18 protein-coding genes are annotated in these 21,797 nt (G+C 61.8%); 8 read left to right on the top strand and 10 right to left on the bottom strand.

The window, feature by feature from the left end:
* Positions 1–50 precede the first annotated feature (50 nt).
* Positions 51–827, bottom strand: a complete 777-nt coding sequence (locus EOE18_RS10035) for a 3'(2'),5'-bisphosphate nucleotidase CysQ (protein WP_127709210.1) — start codon at positions 825–827, stop codon at positions 51–53.
* 134 nt (positions 828–961) lie between these two features.
* Here EOE18_RS10035 and sucC point away from each other — a divergent pair, with 134 nt between their 5' ends.
* Positions 962–2,158, top strand: coding sequence for an ADP-forming succinate--CoA ligase subunit beta (gene sucC, locus EOE18_RS10030; protein WP_127709032.1), 1,197 nt, complete (start codon positions 962–964; stop codon positions 2,156–2,158).
* A 71-nt stretch (positions 2,159–2,229) separates the two neighbouring features.
* Here the strand turns inward: sucC and EOE18_RS10025 are convergent, their stop codons facing one another.
* Positions 2,230–3,633: a helix-turn-helix domain-containing protein gene (locus EOE18_RS10025; protein WP_127709030.1), complete on the bottom strand. Its 1,404-nt coding sequence runs from the start codon at positions 3,631–3,633 to the stop codon at positions 2,230–2,232.
* Between the two features lie 109 nt (positions 3,634–3,742).
* On the opposite strand from EOE18_RS10025, the gene EOE18_RS10020 reads away from it, so the two are divergent.
* The 6 genes from EOE18_RS10020 to EOE18_RS09995 all read left to right on the top strand — a co-directional run bounded on the left by EOE18_RS10020 (position 3,743) and on the right by EOE18_RS09995 (position 11,611).
* Positions 3,743–5,269 carry an acyl-CoA carboxylase subunit beta gene (locus EOE18_RS10020; protein ID WP_127709028.1) on the top strand — a complete coding sequence of 509 codons (1,527 nt, stop codon included), beginning with the start codon at positions 3,743–3,745 and terminating at the stop codon, positions 5,267–5,269.
* Positions 5,270–5,278: 9 nt separating this feature from the next.
* On the top strand, positions 5,279–5,719 hold the full coding sequence (gene mce / locus EOE18_RS10015) for a methylmalonyl-CoA epimerase (RefSeq protein ID WP_127709026.1): 441 nt from the start codon (positions 5,279–5,281) through the stop codon (positions 5,717–5,719).
* Complete coding sequence (gene scpA, locus EOE18_RS10010) at positions 5,706–7,832, top strand: methylmalonyl-CoA mutase (protein ID WP_127709024.1); 2,127 nt, start codon at positions 5,706–5,708, stop codon at positions 7,830–7,832. The genes mce and scpA overlap by 14 nt, the downstream gene beginning before the upstream one ends.
* 82 nt (positions 7,833–7,914) lie before the next feature.
* On the top strand, positions 7,915–8,955 hold the full coding sequence (gene bioB / locus EOE18_RS10005) for a biotin synthase BioB (RefSeq protein WP_127709022.1): 1,041 nt from the start codon (positions 7,915–7,917) through the stop codon (positions 8,953–8,955).
* A complete protein-coding gene (locus tag EOE18_RS10000; protein WP_127709020.1) occupies positions 8,955–9,575 on the top strand; it encodes a hypothetical protein in 621 nt (206 codons plus the stop codon). The genes bioB and EOE18_RS10000 overlap by 1 nt, the downstream gene beginning before the upstream one ends.
* Positions 9,576–9,586: 11 nt before the next feature.
* Positions 9,587–11,611: an acetyl-CoA carboxylase biotin carboxylase subunit gene (locus EOE18_RS09995; RefSeq protein ID WP_127709018.1), complete on the top strand. Its 2,025-nt coding sequence runs from the start codon at positions 9,587–9,589 to the stop codon at positions 11,609–11,611.
* A 6-nt stretch (positions 11,612–11,617) separates the two neighbouring features.
* Here the strand turns inward: EOE18_RS09995 and EOE18_RS09990 are convergent, their stop codons facing one another.
* The 7 genes from EOE18_RS09990 to EOE18_RS09960 form a co-directional block, all read right to left on the bottom strand.
* Positions 11,618–12,445, bottom strand: coding sequence for a sigma-70 family RNA polymerase sigma factor (locus EOE18_RS09990; RefSeq protein ID WP_127709016.1), 828 nt, complete (start codon positions 12,443–12,445; stop codon positions 11,618–11,620).
* A 107-nt stretch (positions 12,446–12,552) separates the two neighbouring features.
* Positions 12,553–12,867: a hypothetical protein gene (locus EOE18_RS09985; RefSeq protein WP_127709014.1), complete on the bottom strand. Its 315-nt coding sequence runs from the start codon at positions 12,865–12,867 to the stop codon at positions 12,553–12,555.
* 70 nt (positions 12,868–12,937) lie between these two features.
* Positions 12,938–14,116: a DUF445 domain-containing protein gene (locus EOE18_RS09980; protein WP_127709208.1), complete on the bottom strand. Its 1,179-nt coding sequence runs from the start codon at positions 14,114–14,116 to the stop codon at positions 12,938–12,940.
* A 101-nt stretch (positions 14,117–14,217) separates the two neighbouring features.
* Positions 14,218–17,412 carry an efflux RND transporter permease subunit gene (locus tag EOE18_RS09975; RefSeq protein ID WP_127709012.1) on the bottom strand — a complete coding sequence of 1,065 codons (3,195 nt, stop codon included), beginning with the start codon at positions 17,410–17,412 and terminating at the stop codon, positions 14,218–14,220.
* Between the two features lie 20 nt (positions 17,413–17,432).
* Complete coding sequence (locus EOE18_RS09970) at positions 17,433–18,617, bottom strand: efflux RND transporter periplasmic adaptor subunit (RefSeq protein WP_127709010.1); 1,185 nt, start codon at positions 18,615–18,617, stop codon at positions 17,433–17,435.
* 262 nt (positions 18,618–18,879) lie between these two features.
* Entirely contained in the window at positions 18,880–19,179 is a 300-nt protein-coding gene (gene sciP, locus EOE18_RS09965) for a CtrA inhibitor SciP (protein WP_127709008.1), read from the bottom strand.
* 1 nt (position 19,180) lies between these two features.
* Complete coding sequence (locus EOE18_RS09960; protein WP_127709006.1) at positions 19,181–19,558, bottom strand: hypothetical protein; 378 nt, start codon at positions 19,556–19,558, stop codon at positions 19,181–19,183.
* Positions 19,559–19,724: 166 nt separating this feature from the next.
* Here EOE18_RS09960 and mnmA point away from each other — a divergent pair, with 166 nt between their 5' ends.
* Positions 19,725–20,882 carry a tRNA 2-thiouridine(34) synthase MnmA gene (gene mnmA / locus EOE18_RS09955; RefSeq protein ID WP_127709004.1) on the top strand — a complete coding sequence of 386 codons (1,158 nt, stop codon included), beginning with the start codon at positions 19,725–19,727 and terminating at the stop codon, positions 20,880–20,882.
* Here the strand turns inward: mnmA and EOE18_RS09950 are convergent.
* Entirely contained in the window at positions 20,879–21,613 is a 735-nt protein-coding gene (locus EOE18_RS09950) for a metallophosphoesterase family protein (protein ID WP_127709002.1), read from the bottom strand. The genes mnmA and EOE18_RS09950 overlap by 4 nt on opposite strands.
* Between the last annotated feature and the right edge of the window lie 184 nt (positions 21,614–21,797).

The raw sequence follows: 21,797 nt of genomic DNA, 5'->3' as shown, positions 1-21,797 counted from the left end.
GCCGATTAAAGGAGGGCGGCCCTGCGGGGTCGCCCTTTTTTTGTGGGCGTTTAGATAAGGCGCGACGCTCTCTCGGCATAATGCGCCACAGCCGCCTGATGCAGCGCGGGCGGGCAGACCATCAGACCAAAGGCGCGCGGGTCGGCCTTGTTGAAAGCCAGTTCCTGCCCCAGCACATCGCTGACCGCCGCCCCTGCCTCGCTGGCAATCAGGGCCGCTGCGGCAATGTCCCACTCATAGCCCCAGCGCAAAGTGGCCAGCAAATCGGCCCGCCCCGCCGCCACCATGGCCATGCGCAGGGCGATCGAATTGGGCTGTTCGATTCGGATGAAACCCTCATCCTCCGGCGGCAGGCTGACGCAGGGCATGCGTGAGCCGGAAAGCTCCGACTTGGCGCTAGTTGCAAGTCGCTCGCAATTCACAAAAGCGCCCTGCCCTTGGCCCGCCTGCCAGAATTCCTGCCATGCGGGCGCGTTCAGCATGGCCAGCACGGGCCTACCCGCCTGCACCAAAGCCACCGACACCGCCCAGCCGCGCCGCCCGCGAATAAAGTCGCGCGTGCCGTCAATCGGGTCCACCACCCAGACCAGTTCGCCGCTGCGATGTTCCGGAATATCCAGCGTTTCTTCCGATAACCAGCCCGCTTCGGGCAGCAGCGCCCCCAGTTCCCGCTTCAGGAAAGCGTCCACCGCAAGGTCGCCACTGCACACCGGATTGTTGCGCGATTTCTCCCAAACTTGCGGTTCGGCCCCGGCGCCGGGCCAATGCGCCATGGCCAACTCCCCCGCCTCGCGCAGGATCGATTCAAGGCGCGGGACATCCACCAGCACTTAGGTAGCAGCGCCAGAAAGTTTGCAATTAAGAATTATTCGCACATGTTTTCCTTCCAAAGGCCCCGTCACTATGCTTTAGAACGCGCCATCAAAATGGGCCGTTAGGCACAGCATAGCGAGAAAAACCGATGAACGTGCATGAGTATCAGGGCAAGGAACTGCTTGCCAAGTTCGGCGTCGCCATTCCTGCCGGTTTTGCGGCCTTTTCGGTGGAAGAAGCCGTTGAAGCTGCCAAGAAGCTGCCTGGGCCGCTCTATGTGGTGAAGTCGCAGATCCACGCCGGCGGCCGCGGCAAGGGCAAGTTCAAGGAACTGCCTGCCGACGCCAAGGGCGGCGTACGTCTGGCCTTCAACCTCGACGAAGTCGCTTCGCATGCGAAGGAAATGCTGGGCAACACGCTGGTCACCGTGCAGACCGGTGAAGCTGGCAAGCAGGTGAACCGCCTTTACATCACCGATGGCGTGGACATCGCCAAGGAATATTACCTCTCGCTGCTGGTTGATCGCGCCACCGGCCGCGTGGCCTTCATCGTGTCGACCGAAGGCGGCATGGACATCGAAGCCGTTGCCCATGACACCCCTGAAAAGATCGCCACCGTGACGGTTGACCCCGCCACCGGCTTCCAGCCCCACCACGGCCGCGCGATTGCTTTCGCGCTGAAGCTGAAGGGCGACACCAACAAGCAGGCCCAGCTGCTCGCCAAGCAGCTCTATGATGCCTTCCTGTCGCTTGATTGCGCCATGCTGGAAATCAACCCGCTGGTCGAAGACGTGAACGGCAAGCTGCTGGTGCTCGACACCAAGATGAGCTTTGATTCGAACGCCCTGTATCGCCACCCCGATGTGGTCGAACTGCGCGACGAAACCGAAGAAGATCCGGCCGAAATCGAAGCGTCGAAGTATGACCTCGCCTACATCAAGCTGGATGGCAACATCGGCTGCATGGTGAACGGCGCCGGTCTGGCCATGGCCACCATGGACATCATCAAGCTGCATGGCGCTTTCCCCGCCAACTTCCTCGACGTGGGCGGCGGCGCCACCACCGAGAAGGTGACGGCTGCGTTCAAGATCATTCTGTCCGATCCGGCTGTGGAAGGCATTCTGGTCAACATCTTTGGCGGCATCATGAAGTGCGACATCATTGCCGCCGGTATCGTGGCCGCTGCCAAGGAAGTGAACCTGTCGGTTCCGCTGGTCGTCCGTCTGGAAGGCACCAATGTGGATCTGGGCAAGGAAATTCTGAACAATTCCGGCCTGCCCATCGTGGCCGCCAATGATCTGGGCGATGCCGCCAAGAAGATCGTGGCCGAGGTGAAGAAGGCCTAAGCCTTTCTTTCCAGCCTGAAAGAGATTACCCCGTGGCGCTGCAAGGCTCCACGGGGTTTTCTTTTGGCGCATCAATCCATGATGCGATAGGGGATGAAACCGCGCTGGTTGGTGCTGATGTCGATCTGGCGGTCGCCGGGGGGATAGGCGCGCTGGTGGCAATCATGGCGCGAACAAATGCGGCAGGACACGCCGATCCGCGCCACCGCCTCCTCGCATTGCAGGTTCAGCGTGTCGGCATAGATGAACTCGCTGGCCAGAGTGACCTCGCAGCCCAGCACCACCGCATAGCGGCGCGGCGGGCGGAAGAAAGCGCCGCTGGGTTTGACCAACCCCTTGGCCATGAACACAAAGCGTCGCCCCTCGGGCATTTCGGCCACTTGGCACAGCAGGCGGTCGGGAATGGCCACCGCCTCATGCGCGATCCACAAGGGGCAGGCGCCGCCGAAACGGGCAAATTGCAAGCCATTGGCGGCATGGCGCTTGGTAATATTGCCCGCCATATCGATCCGGCAAAAGGCAATCGGCACGCCGCGCTGATGCGGGCGTTGCAGGTTGGAAAGGCGATGGCAGGTCTGTTCAAAGCTGGTGCCGAAAATCTGGCGCATCGAATCAATATCATGCCGCAACCGCCGCGCCGCATCGCGAAAGGCGCGATAGGGCATCAACAAAGCCCCCGCCGCATAATTGCTTAGCCCCACCGACAGCAAGCGCCGCGCCGTTTCCGTCCGCAGCCCCGCATGGGCCACCGTCTCGGCAATCTCCCCCGCCAGCGCCAGCGAGCAGAGCTGATAGGCCAATTGAAAGCGCAGGCTCTCCTGCGGTTGGCCCGCGTCCAGCGTCAGCACGCGGGCGGCCTCGTCATAATGGCGGATCGGCGCGCCGCTTTGCAAATTCAGCGTGATCCCCTTGCGCGCGAACCAGTCGGTCAGCTGCGCCGTATCGGGTGTCGGCAATTGATGCGCCAAGGCCCCCGCCATCGCCTCGGCGCTGGAATCGATCAGATGCACGTAATTGTCGGCCAGATGAAACCAGTCGCGCACCTCCTCCCAAGGCAGGCGGCCACCGGTCAGCGTGTCCGCGCCCAAGGCCTCGTCCATCGCCTCCAGCCTTTGCGTGTCGCGCTTGTGCAGTCGGTAAAGCTGGGCAAATTGCGCGGCAAATTGCGGGAATTGCTCGGCCACACGCTCGATCTGCTCGGCGGGTAATGCGTCTCGCAACAGGGGATCGCTGGCCGCCTCCATCAATTGCGTCACGGTGGAATCGACCGGCGCCTCGGCCATATCCGCCCAATCGACGGGGAACACATCACGCAACCGGTCGGCCAGCGCCAGTGGTAAAGGCCGCTGGTCGCTTTCCAGTTGCGAGAGATAGGGCGCGCTGATCCCCAGACGCATCGCCAGATCGGCCTGCCGCAACCCATGGGTCTCACGCAGGTTTTTCAGGAAGCGGCCGATATAGAGGCGGCGTTTCATGGCCCAACTCCGTTTTGCAAAGTCACTCTTTGCAAATTAGCAACATTACTGTGGACGCGGCAAGCCTTTCCGGCGCATCAGGGGGATAACAAGCAAAGAGGACCAGTCGATGAGCGCCAATATTGCCGAAATGGAAAAGCGCCGCGCCGCCGCCCGCGCCGGTGGTGGCCAGCGCCGCATCGATGCCCAGCATGCCAAGGGCAAGCTGACCGCACGCGAGCGCATCAAGGTGCTGCTGGACGAGGGCAGCTTTGAAGAAGTCGACATGTATGTCGAACATAATTGCGTCGATTTCGGCATGCCCGAAACCACCATCCCCGGCGATGGCGTGGTTACCGGCAGCGGCACGATCAATGGCCGCCTCGTTTTCGTCTTTGCGCAGGATTTCACCGTGTTCGGCGGGGCGGTGTCCGAAAGACACGCGATGAAGATCTGCAAGATCATGGATATGGCGCTCAAAGTGGGCGCACCGGTCATCGGCCTCAATGACAGCGGCGGCGCGCGTATTCAGGAAGGCGTGGCCAGCCTTGGCGGCTATGCCGAAATTTTCCAGCGCAATGTGCTGGCCAGCGGCGTGGTGCCCCAGCTCAGCCTGATCATGGGCCCTTGTGCGGGCGGCGCGGTTTACTCACCCGCGATGACCGACTTCATCTTCATGGTGAAGGATTCATCCTATATGTTCGTCACCGGCCCCGACGTGGTCAAAACCGTGACCAATGAAGTGGTGACACAGGAAGAACTGGGTGGCGCGGTCACCCATTCGACCAAGACCAGCGTGGCCGATCTGGCGCTGGAAAATGACATTGAAGCCCTGCTGACGGCGCGTGAATTTTTCGACTTCCTGCCACTCAGCAACCGCAGCGGCGCGCCCAGCCGCCCCAATTCCGACCCGTGGGACCGCATCGAGAACAGCCTCGACACTTTGGTGCCCGCCAGCGCCACCCAGCCTTACGACATGAAGGAAGTGATCCGCAAAGTGGTGGACGAGGGGGATTTCTTTGAAGTCCAGCCCGGCCATGCGGGCAATATCCTTTGCGGCTTTGGCCGAATCGAGGGCAAGACGGTGGGCGTGGTGGCCAACCAGCCTTTGGTGCTGGCCGGATGCCTCGACATTAATTCGTCGAAAAAGGCGGCGCGTTTCGTACGCTTCTGCGATGCTTTCGATATTCCGCTGCTCACCTTTGTCGATGTGCCCGGCTTCCTGCCCGGCACGGCGCAGGAGCATAATGGCATTATCAAACACGGCGCCAAGCTGCTCTTCGCCTATGGCGAGGCAACCGTGCCCAAGATCACCATCATCACCCGTAAGGCCTATGGCGGCGCCTATGACGTGATGGCGTCAAAGCATCTGCGCGGCGATTTGAACTATGCATGGCCCACCGCCGAAATCGCGGTGATGGGGGCCAAGGGCGCGGTGGAAATCATCTTCCGTGGCCTGTCGGCCGAAGAACAGGCCGAAAAGACCAAGGAATATGAAGACCGCTTTGCCAACCCCTTTGTCGCGGCCAGCAAGGGCTTTGTCGACGAAGTGATCCACCCGCATTCCACCCGCCGCCGCATCGCGCTGGGGCTACGTAAGCTCAAGAACAAGAGCTTGGAAAACCCGTGGAAGAAGCACGACAATATTCCTTTGTAAGGACCGGCCATGAAACTGGGACGTCTCAACCACATTGGCGTGGCCGTGCCTGATATGCAGGCCGCTCTTGCCTATTACCGCGACATCATGGGCGCGCAGGTCATCACAGAGCCCTTTGATTTGCCCGAACAGGGCGTGAAGGTGGCCTTCGTCAACACGCCGGACGCGCATGGCGAACCCACCGGCACGCAGATCGAGCTGATCGAACCGCTGGGCGAGAGCAGCCCGATTGCGGGCTTCATCGCAAAGAACCCGGCAGGCGGCCAGCACCACCTTTGCTATGAGGTGGAGGATATCGAGGCCGCCCGCGAATGGTTCACCACGCAGGGCAAGCGCATCCTTGGCCCCACGCGCATCGGCGCGCATGGCACGCCGATCTTCTTCCTGCACCCCAAGGACATGCTGGGGCAGCTCACCGAAATCATGGAGACGCCCCGTGGCGGACATTAACGACTGGCAGGCCCTTTCCGCCAAAGAGGTGAAAGGCAAGGACCTGAACTGGCAGACGCCGGAGGGAATCACGGTCAAGCCGCTCTATACAGCGGAAGACGTGAGCGTTGATCCCGGCCTGCCCGGTTTCGCGCCTTTCACCCGCGGCGTGCGCGCCTCCATGTATGCCGGCCGCCCATGGACGATCCGCCAATATGCGGGCTTTTCTACCGCCGAGGAATCCAACGCCTTTTATCGCCGCAATCTGGCGGCGGGGCAAAAGGGCCTGTCGGTTGCCTTCGACCTTGCCACCCATCGCGGATACGATTCCGACCATCCGCGCGTGGTGGGCGATGTGGGTAAGGCGGGCGTGGCTATCGACAGCATCGAGGACATGAAGATCCTGTTCGACGGCATCCCGCTCGACCAGATGAGCGTGTCGATGACCATGAATGGCGCGGTCATCCCCATCCTCGCCTTTTTCATCGTGGCGGGCGAGGAACAGGGCGTGCCCCGTGCACAGCTGGACGGAACCATTCAGAATGACATTCTGAAAGAGTTCATGGTCCGCAACACCTATATCTATCCGCCCGAACCATCGATGCGGATCATCAGCGACATTTTCGGCTATACCAGCCGCGAAATGCCCAAGTTCAACAGCATTTCCATCTCCGGCTATCATATGCAGGAAGCTGGCGCGACGCAGGTGCAGGAATTGGCCTTCACCATCGCGGACGGCATGGAATATGTGAAATATGGCGTGGCCAGCGGCCTCGACATTGACAAATTCGCCGGACGGCTGAGCTTCTTCTTCGCCATCGGCATGAATTTCTTCATGGAAGTGGCCAAGCTGCGCGCCGCCCGCGTCTTGTGGCACCGCGTGATGACGCAATTGGGCGCGAAAGACGAACGCAGCAAAATGCTGCGCACCCATTGCCAGACCAGCGGCGTGAGCTTGCAGGAGCAGGACCCCTACAACAACGTCATCCGCACCACGGTCGAAGCCATGGCGGCCATGCTGGGCGGCACGCAAAGCCTGCATACCAACGCGCTGGACGAAGCCATCGCCCTGCCCACCGATTTCTCCGCCCGCATCGCCCGCAACACCCAGATCATCCTGCAGGAAGAAACGGGCATGACCAAAGTGGTCGATCCGCTGGGGGGCAGTTACTATATCGAGGCGCTGACCAGCGAGCTGGTGGACAAGGCGTGGGAAATCATCACCCGCGTCGAGGCCGAGGGTGGCATGGCCAAGGCGGTCGCCGCCGGTTGGCCCAAGGCGATGATCGAGGAAGCCGCCGCCGGCCGTCAGGCGCGGGTGGACCGTGGCGACGATGTGATCGTGGGCGTCAACAAGTACCGTCTCGCCAGCGAGGATGCGATCGACACGCTGGAAGTGGACAACCACGCCGTGCGCGAAGGGCAGATCGCCCGTATCCGCGCAGTAAAGGCTGCCCGCGATGAAGCCGCCTGTCAGGCGGCACTGGCCGCTTTGACCGAGGGCGCCAAGGGATCGGCCAATCTGCTGGAACTGGCGGTGGAAGCCGCCCGCCAGCGCGCCACTCTGGGCGAGATCAGCGCAGCGATGGAGGAAGTGTTTGGCCGCTATGGCACCACGCCCACGCCGGTCAAAGGCGTCTATGGCGCGGCCTATGCAGGGGATGACCGATACCAACAGGTTTTGGACGGGGTTGCGGCGGTATCGCGCCGTCTGGACCGTGCGCCGCGCCTGCTGGTGGCCAAGATGGGTCAGGATGGCCATGATCGCGGCGCCAATGTCATCGCCAGCGCCTTTTCCGACATGGGCTTTGCCGTCACCAGCGGGCCCTTGTTCCAGACGCCCGAGGAAGCGGCCAAGCTGGCGCTGGAAGCGGGTGTGGACGCGGTGGGCGCCTCCAGCCTTGCCGCAGGGCATAAAACGCTGATTCCCAAGCTGATCCAGCTGCTGCGCGATGCGGGGCGGCCCGATATCAAGGTGGTGGCCGGTGGCGTGATCCCCCCGCAGGATTACGATTTCCTGCGCGAGGCAGGGGTGCAGGGCATCTATGGCCCCGGCTCCAATGTGGTGGAATGCGCCGCCGATATGCTGCGCCTGCTGGGCCATAATATGCCGCCTTTAGGGGAAGACGCCTGACGCGCGCTTTTGCCTGATGGCGCAAATTGGCCTATGCGCTGATGCCATAGGCCACCGCGTGGCCAGTGCTTGGAGATCGAGAATGACCACCCCCGCCCGAAACGATTGGACCCGCGAGGAAATCGCCGCGCTGTTCGACCTGCCCTTTACGGAACTGGTCTATCGCGCCGCCGAGATTCACCGCGAGAATCACAGCGCCAACGAGGTCCAGCTTTCCACCCTGCTGTCGATCAAGACCGGCGGCTGTGTGGAAGATTGCGGCTATTGCAGCCAGAGCGTGAAGGCGGATAGCGGGGTAAAAGCTACCAAGCTGATGGAAGTGCAGCGCGTGTTGCAGGCAGCCGCGCAAGCGCGCGACAATGGCTCCACCCGTTTCTGCATGGGCGCGGCATGGCGCAACCCCAAGGAACGCGACATGCCCGCCATTATCGAAATGGTCAAAGGCGTGCGCGCCATGGGGCTGGAAACCTGCATGACTTTGGGCATGCTGGAACCCGCACAGGCCGATATGCTGGCCGAGGCGGGGCTGGATTATTACAACCACAATATCGACACGTCGCCTGAACGCTACAAGGATGTGATCACCACCCGCACGATGGAAGACCGGCTCGATACGCTGGGCCAAGTGCGGCGCGCAGGGATCAACGTGTGCAGCGGCGGCATTGTGGGCATGGGCGAAACCCGCGAGGACCGCGTCGGCTTCATCCATACGCTGGCCACCCTGCCCGACCATCCGCAAAGCGTGCCGGTCAATGCTCTGGTGCCGGTGAAGGGCACGGTGCTGGGCGATATGCTGGCCGATACGCCGCTGGCCAAGATTGACGATGTGGAATTCGTCCGCACCGTGGCGGTGGCGCGTATCACCATGCCGCAATCGATGGTCCGCCTGTCGGCAGGCCGCGAGAGCATGTCGGAAATGACGCAGGCCATGTGCTTTTTGGCAGGTGCCAACTCGATCTTTACCGGCGACAAGCTGCTGACTGCGCCCAATGCGGGCGATGATAGCGATGCGGCGATGTTTGCCCGTCTGGGCCTGAAAGCCATGGCGATCAGCCAGACGCAGGCCGAGGTGGAAGCTGAACTTATGCCCAAGGGCTGTGTGAAGCTGGAAGCGATGCTGTGATGCAACGAGAATGGGTAAAACTAAATAAGAACTTCAGCGTCGTGCAGCCCGCAATTGAAAAAATGGTTCTCGGCACACTTGAGATATGTTCAGAGCTGGCGGAGGTTGCTCCAACTTTCAGGCCGTTTCATGACAATGAAAATGCTGGGGTGAGTACACTTTTAGCTGGAGCAGCCAGAGCGAAATTCTCAGCCGTTTCCGAGTATCCAATCGATAAAAGAGCGTGGGAAGTCATTCAAAAAAAACGAGACGGAAAGCGCCTTACAAAGCACGATGAAAAAAATCTTGTTCAAGGACGAGCAGATCTCTGGCTGCACGATGGATTGCGTGCTTTCTCTTTTGAATTTAAAAAAACATCTGAAAGAGATTGGCGGAATCTCGGCAAAACAGCAACCAAAAATGACTTAGTTAGAATGATGAACCTTGCCATTGGTGATATTGAACGAGTTCTACCAGATGAGTACCACCATTCAATCGGCTGTCTAATTGCGCCAGTTTTCGACCACAAAAAGGATGATCTTTATAGATCATTTGCTGAAAAATGCGCGCTTTGCGTTTTAATTGGGAATCCTAAATTTTATAATGTTTATCTTTATTTTTCAAATAAGCCCATAGGATAAGTGCACCAGCCATGTTCAAGAAAATCCTCATCGCCAATCGTGGTGAAATTGCCTGCCGCGTGATTAAAACGGCGCGGGCCATGGGTATTGCCACGGTTGCGGTCTATTCCGACGCCGATGCCCGCGCGCCTTTCGTGGCCATGGCCGATGAGGCGGTGCATATCGGCCCCTCGCCCGCCGCGCAGTCCTATCTGATTGCGGACAAGATCATCGCCGCCTGCAAGCAGACCGGCGCCGATGCGGTTCACCCCGGCTATGGCTTCCTGTCCGAACGTACCAGCTTTGCCGAGGCCTTGGCCGCCGAAGGCATCGCCTTTGTCGGCCCGCCGGTGAACGCGATTGCGGCGATGGGGGACAAGATTGAATCCAAGAAGCTGGCACGCGCGGCGGGCGTCAATGTCGTCCCCGGCTTTGTGGGCGAGATCGAGGATACCGACCATGCGGTGCGGATTTCGGAGGAAATCGGCTATCCGGTAATGATGAAAGCCTCTGCTGGCGGCGGCGGCAAGGGCATGCGTCTGGCTTACAATGAGCAAGACGTGCGCGAAGGTTTCCCTGCGGTAAAGCGTGAAGGCTTGAACTCCTTTGGCGATGACCGCGTGTTCATCGAGAAATTCATCCTCAACCCCCGCCATATCGAGATCCAGATTCTGGGCGATCAGCATGGCAATATTGTCTATCTAAACGAGCGCGAATGCTCGATCCAGCGCCGCCACCAAAAGGTGGTGGAAGAAGCCCCCAGCCCCTTTGTTACGCCCAAGATGCGCAAGGCGATGGGCGAGCAATGCGTCGCTCTGGCCCGCGCGGTGGGCTATTATAGCGCGGGCACGGTGGAGCTGATCGTATCGGGCGCGGACGAGAGCGGGGAAAGCTTCTACTTCCTGGAAATGAACACCCGCCTGCAGGTGGAGCACCCCGTCACCGAGGCGATCACCGGCGTCGATCTGGTCGAACAGATGATCCGCGTGGCTGCTGGCGAAAAGCTATCCTTCGGGCAGGATGATGTGAAGATCGATGGCTGGGCGATTGAAAACCGCGTCTATGCCGAAGACCCCTATCGCGGCTTCCTGCCCAGCACGGGGCGTCTGGCGCGTTATAATCCTCCCGTGGCGGGCTGGACCGACGATGGCGCCGAAAACGGGCGCCGTGGTGTCGATGGCGTGCGCGTGGATGATGGCGTCTATGAAGGCGGCGAAGTGTCGATGTTCTATGATCCCATGATCGCCAAATTGATCACTTGGGGCGCAACCCGTGACGAGGCCGCCGACAAGCAGGTCGCCGCGCTGGATGCTTTCGAGATCGAGGGGCTGGGCCATAATATCGACTTTGTCTCGGCCATCATGCAGCATCCCCGCTTCCGCAGCGGCAATCTGACCACCGGCTTCATCGCCGAGGAATATCCCGAAGGCTTCCACGGCGCACCCGCTTCGCCGGAATTGCAGCGCTCGCTGGCGGCGGTGGCTGGCTTTATCGCCACGGCACGCAGCGACCGCGCAAGGCAGGTGAACGGGCAATTGGCCGACAGCCCCCTGCCCCCGCCGTCCGAATGGGTGATCACGCTGGGCGGCGAAAGCTTTGCCGTCAGCGTCGATCTGGACGGCGTCAGCGTCAATGGCGATGCGGTGGAACTGGCGATGAGCTATACGCCGGGCGAGCGTCTGGTGCAGGCCGAGATTGGCGAGGACGTGCTGACCGTCAAGGTGGAGCCCACCCGCACCGGCCTCAAACTGACCACGCGCGGCGCGGCGCATAAATTGTCGATCCTGCCCGCCCATGTGGCGCCTTTGGCCCAGCATATGCTGGAAAAGACCCCGCCCGATCTGTCCAAATTCCTGATCTGCCCCATGCCGGGCCTGCTGGTATCGCTGGCGGTGAAGGAAGGCGACAAGGTGGAAGCCGGGCAGCCGCTGGCCGTGGTGGAAGCGATGAAGATGGAAAACATCCTGCGCGCCGAAAAATCGGCCACGGTGAAAAAGGTCAATGCGCAGGCGGGCGAAAGTCTGGCGGTGGATGCGGTGATTCTGGAGCTGGAATAAACCGCTTCAATGCCGCGTGGGTAAAGCCACGCTCTCGGCATCCGGATCGTAGCGGGGGTTGCCCCGCGCGATCCGGCTGAGAGAGCGGATGGTGCGACGGGCGATCTGGCGGCGCTGTTCGGCGGTCATATCGCCATCGCCCAAATCCTGTTCGTGGCGATCATCCTCCTGCCCCAGCAAATAGGCAAAAGTGATCTGCCGCTCATGCGCCAGCTTGCGGTCCAACCGGTCCAGATGGTCCGGATCAACGGTGCCTGGTTTCACACATTCCGGCCCGCGGGTCGTGCTGCGGCGCTCGATCTGGTGCAGGGCGGCAAGCCGCGCCTCGGTCAGATGTTCGTCCAGCAATTGCCCGCAGGCGCGGCGCGCCAGCACTTGCGCGGCCAAAGCCTCGGCGCGGGCCAAAGCCTCGGCATCCTCCAGCCAGGCCTGATTCAGACCTTCCGCCTGTGCATCCTGCAAGGACAGGGTGCGCGCGCCCAAGGCCTTGGCGGGCATGCGCCGGTCGGGCCGCAGGCGATAGCGCAGGCTTTGTAACTCGCCGCGCAATTGCCAATTCACCAAAGTTGTAAAGCTGGCCTTGGCCGGATCATACATGTCCACCGCGCGCAAAACGCCAATGGCGCAGGCCTGACGAGCATCCTCGGCGGCATCAACAAGCCCATAGGCACGGGTGAAATGGCGGATGCGCGGGGCGAGCAAACGCAGCAAACGCGCCATATGGCGGTCAATCTGCGCCCTTTCCCGCTGGGTCATCTCGCGCCCTTCGGCCCGCCGCCGCACCGCGTGCAGCGCACCAACCTCTACCTCCAGTGCCTGCGACAAATGCGACACGTTCCACCCCGCCTTTGACCATGATACGCCCTTGTGGGCGTGGTTAACCTGCAGGTGTGTAAACCGAATTGGTGAAAGCTCGCGGGATGCCGATCCCGTAAAAACGCCTAGTTGGCGTCGGGGTCGATCAAGCGGCGGCAAATGTCGATCGCACCCGCCGAATCCCCCGCCGACAGCATGGCCGCAAATTGCGCACAGGCCCTTTGCCCTGCCTGCGTCTTTTGCTGCCCCACCACCACCGACAAGGGTTGCAACAGGCTATGTCCTGCCCCCTGTGTGCCTTCGGGACGGCTCAACACGTCCAACGCGCGGCGATACAGGCAATCCAGCGCCTCGGCCGGTTTGCAACGCCCACGGCAGGCGCAGTTCATCGCTTGCGCTGTGGCATATATCTGCCTGAACTCGCCTGTGGTGGGCGTCATGGGCGCGGATGGCTGCATAGACTGAAGAGCGGCGAAGTGGCGCGCCGGTTAAGGGGCGGCGCAAAAGAATCTAGAGCAGATGGTCCAGCCCATAAAGCGCAAGGCCAACCAGCCCGCCCACCACCGTCCCATTGATGCGGATGAATTGCAGGTCACGCCCCACCGCCGCCTCGATACGCAGCGCCACCGTGCCCGCATCCCAGCGCCGCACCGTATCGGACACCAGAGCCACAATCCCCGCTCCATGGCGCACCGCCAGCCCCGCCAGCGTGCGGCGGGAGAAACGGTTGACCTGTTGGCGCAGGCGCACGTCCTGTTGCAGCGCCGCGCCCAGACTGGCCAGCCCTGCCCCCATCCGGCCCGTAGTCAGTGCTTCGGGGGCCTGCGTGGCCTCCAGCAGGCTGGCACGGGCGCGCAGCCATAATCCGTCAATCCATGCCGCGACGGCGGGATGGGCCAGCACGCCTTCCTTCATCCGCGCCACTTTGGCCTGCGTTTCGGGATCATGCCGCAAATCCTGCGCCCATTGCACCAGCAAGCCATCCAGCTTGACCCGCAAGGGATGCTGCGGATCGACAATACACTCGGCCAGCAGGCGATAGAGCCCATCCAGCACCGCATTGGCCAGCGACTCATCCAGACCCGTCCAGCGGATCAGCGCATGGGCGCGGGCGTGGACCATCTCGCGCAGCAAAGCCTCATTGGCCTCCAGCGTCAGGCCAGCCCAGCGCAGGGCCGCCTCGATCATCGGTTGATGCCGCCCGTCGGCCACTGCCGCTTCCAGCACCTGCCCCATCAGCGGCGCCAGATCGACCTTGTGCAATTGGCGGTGCAGCATGGCTTTGGCCATAGCGCCGATCTGTTCACCGGGCAGCGAATGGAGCACATCGGACAGCAGACTGGCCGCCCCCTGCCGCAAACGGGGGGCGCCGCCCTGCTGTGCCGGATCGGCCAGAAAGCGGCCCAAGGCGCCCGCCACATCCAGCCCCGCCAAACGCCGTGTCACCACCTGCACGGTCAGGAAATTGCTGCGCAGAAAGGCCGCGATGCCATCGGCCAAACGATCCTTGTTGGCCGGAATAATCGCCGTATGCGGAATGGGCAGGCCCAAAGGGTGCCGGAACAAAGCCGTCACCGCAAACCAGTCCGCCAAGCCACCCACCATCGCCGCCTCGGCAAAGGCGCGGACCGCCAATAGCCATGGATAGGCGGACGCAAAATGGCGCGCCAACAGAAAAAGCGCAGCCATGGCCCCCAACAAAGTGGTGGCCCATAGCCGCGCCTTTCTTGCGCGATCATCGCTGGCGGGCGCCAGCCCAAAGGGCCAGCGCCAAGGGATCACCTTAACGCTCACTCTGCGGGCGCGGCCCCCTCGCCCAGCCTGACCCGCTCGCTGGCGCGGCCATGTTCGGGCTTATAGGTCAGCAAGGCGCGGCGCAGCACAGGGCCGACCCGCTTTTCAAAACCATCGGCCAGACTGAAAGCGGCAGGCACGATCAACAGCGTCAGCACGGTGGACAGGGTCAAACCACCGATCACCACCACGCCCATCGGCGCACGGAACGCCGAGTCGCCCGAAAGCGACATGGCCGCCGGCATCATCCCCGCCGTCATCGCCACCGTGGTCATCACGATGGGCTGGGCGCGCTTGTGGCCCGCCTCGATGATCGCGTCGAACTTGTTGGCGCCTGCCTGCATTTCCTCGATGGCGAAATCGATCAACAGAATCGAGTTTTTCGCCACAATGCCAAACAGCATCAGAATGCCGATATAGACCGGCATCGACAAAGGCATGCCCACCAGACCCAGCGCCAACAGCCCGCCCAAGGGCGCAAGGAACAGCGAGCCCATATTCACCAGAGGCGAAATGACGCGGTGATAGAGCAGCACCAGCACCGCAAACACCAGACCAATCCCCGCCGGCACCGCCAGCGCCAGATTGGTGATCATTTCCTCCTGCCACTTGGCCTCGCCAAAGGGCGGGTTGGTCACGCCGGTGGGCAGGTTCTTCATGATCGGCAGCGCCTTGATCTTGGCCTCGGCCTCGCTCTTGACCACGCCGCGTGCCAGATCCGCGCCGATGAAGATGCGGCGTTCCTGATTATAACGCTGGATGGTCGAAGGGCCCGAACCAAAGGTGATATCGGCCACGCGGCTCAAAGGCACCGAACCGCCGCTGGCCGTGGTCACCGGCAGATTGGCGATATTGGTCAGATCGCGGCGCGCCCCTTCGGGCAGGCGCACGCGGATTGGCACCTGACGGTCGGACAGCGAGAATTTGGCCGTGTTCTGGTCGATCTCGCCCATGGTGGCGATACGCACCGCCTGACTGAGGCTGGAGGTGGTGATGCCAAGGCTGGCCGCCAGATCGGCATGGGGAATGACCACCACTTCGGGGCGCGGCAAATCGCCGCTGATGCGCGGGCTGACCAGTTCGGGCAGGCCCTTCATCTGTTCGACCAGCGTGGTCGCCGCCTGATCCAGCGTCACAGGGTCCGAACCCGACAGCATCACTTCAATCCCGCGACCAGTGGAAGACCCCCCGCGCGTATTGGCCTGAAAGGTGATGCGCGCATCGGGAATGCCCTGCAGCTTGGGCAGCATGGCGCGTTCGAACTGCTTGCTGGTCATCGAACGCTTGTGCTTGAGCATGACCATCACGCGGCCATTGCCCTCGCTCACGCGCTCCATCACCTTGTCGGCATCGGGTTGCTGGCGCAGGATCGCACCCACCTGCCCGATCACCTGCTCGGTCTGGGCAATCGTGGTACCGGGCACCATTTCGACGCGGATCTGCACAAAGTCATCGTTCTGGTCAGGGAACATGGACGAAGGCAGCACCACGAACAAAGCCACCGTCAGCAACAGACAGCCCAAAGCCACGCCCACCATCCAGATGCGATGGTCATGCATGGAGGCGCGCAGGCGTAGCCAGCGAGTCAGGCGGCCATATTGGTTGCGGAACTGCATCCTTTTGGCCTGCGCCCCCGAGGAATCGAGCGACCAGTGCAGCACGCGCAGATACATATCCATCATCACGCCGCCGCCATGTTCGGCATGGCCTGCGCTTTTCAGGAAATAGGCCGCCACCATCGGCGTGATCATGCGGGCCACGGCCAGCGACATCATCACCGAAACGACGACAGTCAGGCCGAAATTCTTGAAGAAGGCCCCCGACACGCCGGGCATCAGCCCCACCGGAAGGAACACCGCCGCAATCGAACAAGTGGTGGCCACCACCGCCAGCCCGATTTCATCGGCCGCATCAATCGAGGCCTGATAGGCGGTTTTGCCCATGCGCATATGGCGCACGATATTCTCGATCTCCACGATCGCATCGTCGACCAACACGCCCGCGACCAGACCCAAGGCCAGAAGCGACATAGTGTTGAGCGTAAAGCCGAACCACGACTGCATCACCCAGAAGGTAGGAATGGCCGAGAGCGGAATAGCAATCGCCGAAACCACCGTCGCGCGCCAGTCGCGCAGGAAGAAGAACACCACGATCACCGCCAGCACGGCGCCTTCGATCATGGATTCGATCGAGCTTTCATACTGCTTCTTGGTATAATCGACCGAAGTATACAGCTGGGTGAAATGCACCCCCGGCCGCTCCTTGGTCAGCTTGGCCATTTCCGCCATCGAATTGTCGTAAACCGACACGTCCGACGCGCCGCGCGCACGGGCGATGGAGAAATTGACCACCGGCTTGCCATTGATCTTGCCCAGCGAGGTGATCTCGCCAAAGGAATCGCGCACCGTGGCAATATCGGCCAGCTTCACCGGACGGCCATTGAGCGGAATCTCGGTCTGCGACAGGCTATAGGCATCCTGCGCATTGCCCAGCACGCGCACCGACTGACGGGTGCCGCCAATCTCGGCCTTGCCACCGGCGGCATTGATGTTGAGCGCGCGAAGGGCGCTGTTCACCTGCGGCGCGGTGACGCCAAAGGCCTGCATTTTGGCAGGGTCCAGCGTCACCAGAATCTCGCGGCTGACCCCGCCATTGCGCTTCACTTCGGCCACGCCATCGATGCCCAGCAGACGCTTGGCCACGGTATCGTCAATGAACCACGACAATTGCTCCATCGTCATATCGTCGGCCGAGACCGCGAAATAGGCGATGGGCTCGGTCGACGACTTCATCTTGATGACCTGCGGCTCCAGAATCCCATCGGGCAGGCTGCCGCGAATCTGGTCGACCGAGTTTTTCACTTCCGCCACGGCGGCGTTAATGTCCTCGCCCAGCTGGAACTCGATCATCGTCTGGCTATTGCCTTCCGATGCGGTCGAGCTGATCGAGCTGACACCGGACACGCCGCGCACCGCGCCTTCGATGCGCTGCGTCACCTGCTTTTCAATTTCGGTAGGGGCCGCGCCAGGCTGGGTGATCGATACGATCACGATGGGGAAGTCGATGTCAGGGTTGTTCTGTACCTCCATCCGCGCAAAGCTGATGATACCCAACAGCATCAGCGCGGTGAAGATCACGATCGGCACCACCGGATGGCGGATCGACCAAGAGGATAGATTGCGGAAGTTCATCGCGGCAGCCTCCTCAACCCTTAGGGTTTGGCGGCAAGGCGGGGATCAACCGTCTCGCCTTCGTTCAGGAAAGCGCCTGCCCGCAAGACCACTTTTTCCGAGCCGTTCAGACCGCTGGCAATCGCCACGCCCTTTTCCGTCACCAGCGCGATTTTTACACGGCGGCGTTCGGCCTTGTTCGATCCGTTGATCACAAAGACATAATTACCCGCATTATCCGACTGCAGCGCCGATTCCGGCAGCAAGGGCGCGGAAATTGTGCCGCTGCGGATTTCGGCACTGGCAAAACCGCCGGGGCGTATATCGGGCGAATAGGCCAGCGCGATACGCGCCACACCCTGACGCGTGGCCGGATCGATCACGGGCGAAATCTGCCAGATCTTGCCGGTAAATTGCTTGGCCGAACCCACCGGCGAAACTTTCACCTCCTGCCCCAGCTTCAACTGTTGCAGGTCGGTTTCCGACAGGCGCGCGCGCATTTCCATCTCGCCATGTTCGGCAATGCGGAAAAGCACGCCCGAACCCGGGCTCACCACCTGACCCGGCTCCAGCGCACGGTCGAGCAGCAAGCCATCGGCAGGGGCGACAATCGTCAGGCGGCGCAGGCGGGCCTGCACTTCGCCCAATTGCGCCTGCGCCACTTTGACGCGGGCGTTGGCAGCGTCGCGCACCGCGGTCAGCTTGTCGATATCGGCGTTGGAGATAAAGCCATTGGCCACCAATTTCAAACCGCGATCCAGATTGGCCTGAGCTATGCGCGCATCGGCCTGCGCCACGCCCACATTGGCGGCAGAATTGGCCTGCTGCTGGGTCTGCACCTGCCGGTCGATAATCGCCAGCACCTGCCCCTTGCGCACCCAATCGCCCGGATTGACCAGCACCGACACCACCGTGCCGCCATCGCCCACCACGCCAATCGGCATGTCATGCTTGGCCGCCAGCGCGCCATTGACATTGACCGTTCCGGCAATCTGGGTCTGGCCGGGCACCGCCACGGTCACCAAAGGCGCGGAGTTAACCGGCGCTGCGCTCGATGACGCGGAATCACGATGGGTGACAAACCAGATGCCTGCCACCGCAACAACCGCAACGCCAACGGCCAGCATAGCCTTGCGCGCGGGGAAGGGGGGCGCTTCGTCCAAGGCCTGATCGGCGTCATGGCCTTTGGTCAAAGCTTGGGCATCCAGTCTCGTATCATAATTCATCGCGGTAACACCCGGATCTTGTTGGCAAGCCTTACCGGCGAATCACGGGGCCCTATGCCCGACAGACTCCCCCCTAAGGATTCCATGCATGGTTATCCCCACCGTATTACCTATGTATAGCACCTCTCGCAAGCAGCCTTTTGGGCAGCGACAAATAGCGACATATTGCGCCCCAGACACCGCCAACCACCAAAACACAAAGGGCGCGCGAAGGAACTCCCCTCGCGCGCCCTATTGATGCCGGCAAAACTTGCCCCGCGTATCAGTATTTCAACTGACGCTCGTACAAATCGCGGTAATGCTGGATGCGCGTGACCCGCAGGCCTTGCATGCCCGAACGGTCCACCGCACGCTGCCAAGAGGCAAATTCCTCCAGCGTGAGGCCGTAACGCTCGCAAACATCATCGATGGAAAGCAGCCCGCCATTGACGGCTGCCACCACTTCGGCCTTGCGACGCACCACCCAACGCGTGGTGCTGGGCGGGGGCAGGGAGTCCAGCGTGAGCGGTTCACCCAAGGGGCCAATGACCATGGCGGGGCGGATTTTCTGGTTCTCGATCATATCAACCCTCGAAGGCCGGTTTAGGGGCACCGGCTACGCCATCCTCTCTGCCCGAAACGAGTTTTCCATCACCTGAAACAACGGGGTTAATGGCAGGATAACCCTTATCTAGGCCTGAAAACCTTGGCGGAAAGGCCACGCACCAATCCGAGGCCGGACTGGCGGCAAAATCCATCAGGCTTTGCGCGGCCACCGGATCAAAACTGCCCATAGGCGTCATCCAGTCCACACCCGATTGCGCCATCGCGCGCTGGAACGCATGGGCAGCGGCCAGACGCGGGGCCAGTTCGGCCCATAGCAGCGGGCGCTCGGCCAGCGGCGCATTGCCGATGCCTTTCCACTGTTCGGGTGCCACCCCCATATTGAAATGCATATCCATGCCCGTCCTATACGCCGAACATGGTCAAGAGCCGGTAAAGCTCGGCTTTACCTTTTAGTCAGAGAGGTAAACCGGCAAGCAACCGGCAATGGATTGCACCATAAGGGCATGCCGCGCATGAAAACTGGCAGTTTGTTGCCGGGCCAAGGGCGTGTATGGGGGCGCTATGCCAGACCAAAACCTTAACGGATCCACGCTTGCCGACCCCGGCGCGCTGTTCGATCTGGGAAAAAATTTAACCGCGCGTCGCATTGTGGTCGCCATGTCAGGTGGGGTGGACTCCTCGGTGGTGGCCGCACTCGCCGCTGCCAGTGGCGCCGAAGTGATCGGCATCACGCTGCAACTTTACGACCATGGCGAGGCGGTGAAGCGCAAGGGCGCCTGCTGCGCGGGCGATGATATCCGCGATGCGCGCGCCGTGGCCGACCGACTGGGCATTGCCCATTATGTGTTCGACCATGAAAGCGCCTTCCGCGAAAGCGTGGTCGATCTGTTTGCCGATGATTATCTCAACGGCCGGACGCCCATCCCCTGCATCCGTTGCAATATGGGGCCAAAATTCACCGACCTTTTGACCATGGCGCGTGATCTGGGGGCCGATTGTCTGGCCACCGGCCATTATGTGCGGCGGGCGATGGGACCGGCAGGGGCGGAACTGCACCGCGCGCTCGATCCCGCGCGTGACCAGTCCTATTTCCTCTATGCCACCACCGAGGCGCAGCTTGATTACCTGCGCTTTCCGCTGGGCGGCCTCCCCAAGCCGGAAGTGCGGATGTTGGCCGAGCATTTCGGTCTGCGCGTCGCGGCCAAGCCCGATTCGCAGGACATTTGCTTCGTACCCGATGGCGATTATGCCAGCGTGGTGCGCAAGATCCGTCCCGAAGGCGAACGCGCGGGCGAGATTGTCCATGCCGAAAGCGGGGCGGTGCTGGGTCAGCACAAGGGCGTGATCCATTACACCGTGGGCCAAAGGCGCGGGCTGGAAATCGGCGGATTGCCAGAGCCGGTCTATGTTGTGGGGATTGATGCCGCCAAGGCGCAGGTGCTGGTCGGCCCGCGCCGGATGCTGGCCGTGGGCGCGGCGCATCTGGTGGACACCAACCGCATCGGCCCGCTGCCGGTCGGCGCGGAATTGACCGCCAAGGTCCGTTCGCTGGCCAAGCCGGTGCCGGTGGTGATCGACGGGCCTTTGGGCGAGGGTGCGCCCACCACGATCCGCTTTGCCACGCCCGAATATGGCGTGGCGCCGGGGCAGGCGGCGGTCATCTTTGCGGGCGACCGCGTGGTGGGCGGTGGCTGGATCGCGGCAACGGAGAAGGCTTAACCCGCCACCTGCACGGTAACCGACAGGCCCGCCTGCTGCGTCCATTCAAGGCGGTTATAGCTGGGTTCAGTGGCGCGGGTGCGTTCGGATAGAGTGCCTGCGCCGATGATGCGGATCGGACCGTTTGCGGTTTCGACCATCAGGTCGAACGGGTCATGCACATGGCCCGACAGCACCGCATCCACCCCCGCCGCCGCCAGCGCAGCCAGTGCCTGCGTGCCGCCACGGGTGGAGCCGGAGCCTTCGGTGTCGGCGTCGACCAGAGGGTGATGGCAGGCGACCAGCTTGAGCACTTCTGGCCCCGCGCCCGATAATTGTTGTAAGGCCGCCGCCAAAACGCGGGGCTTCACACAGCCCTTGGACCAATTGAGCCGCCATTGCGCGGGCGTAACCGTGGGCATGGAAACTACCGAGACATCGGGCAGAGGCACGGGTCTGTGGGCGCGGCTATGCATCGCTTCAAACCGGCGGAAGGGATGGCGCAGGCGGGTCAGCATCTCGTGATAATAGGGCATATCATGGTTGCCCGGCTCGATGCTTACCGGCACCGGCAGCGCGGCCAGATAATCCGCCGCCGCGTCAAATTCCCGCTTGGTTCCACGCATGGTCAAATCGCCGGTGCAGATGATCGCATCGGGCTTTTCATGCCGGACTTGCGCCTCCAGCCAGTCAAGCGCGGAACGATCCTCGGCGCCAAAATGGAGGTCGGAAATGTGGAATAGGGTGGCCATGGGAGGGGATTAAACAAGCTTAGGAGAAAATGCGAGGGACTCGTCCCTCGCGCTCCCATGACTTTTTGCGTTGTGGAAGATTTGACGGAGTGCCCAATCCGCAAGGTTACAAACTTAAAGCCTGCGGCGCTGGCCAGCTCTACCCGTCCGCGCCGCAGGCTTTAAAAACAGAAAAGACCCCGCC

The sequence above is a fragment of the Novosphingobium umbonatum genome, from assembly GCF_004005905.1.
Lineage (GTDB): Bacteria > Pseudomonadota > Alphaproteobacteria > Sphingomonadales > Sphingomonadaceae > Novosphingobium > Novosphingobium umbonatum.
This window is presented reverse-complemented; position numbering and strand designations above follow the sequence as displayed.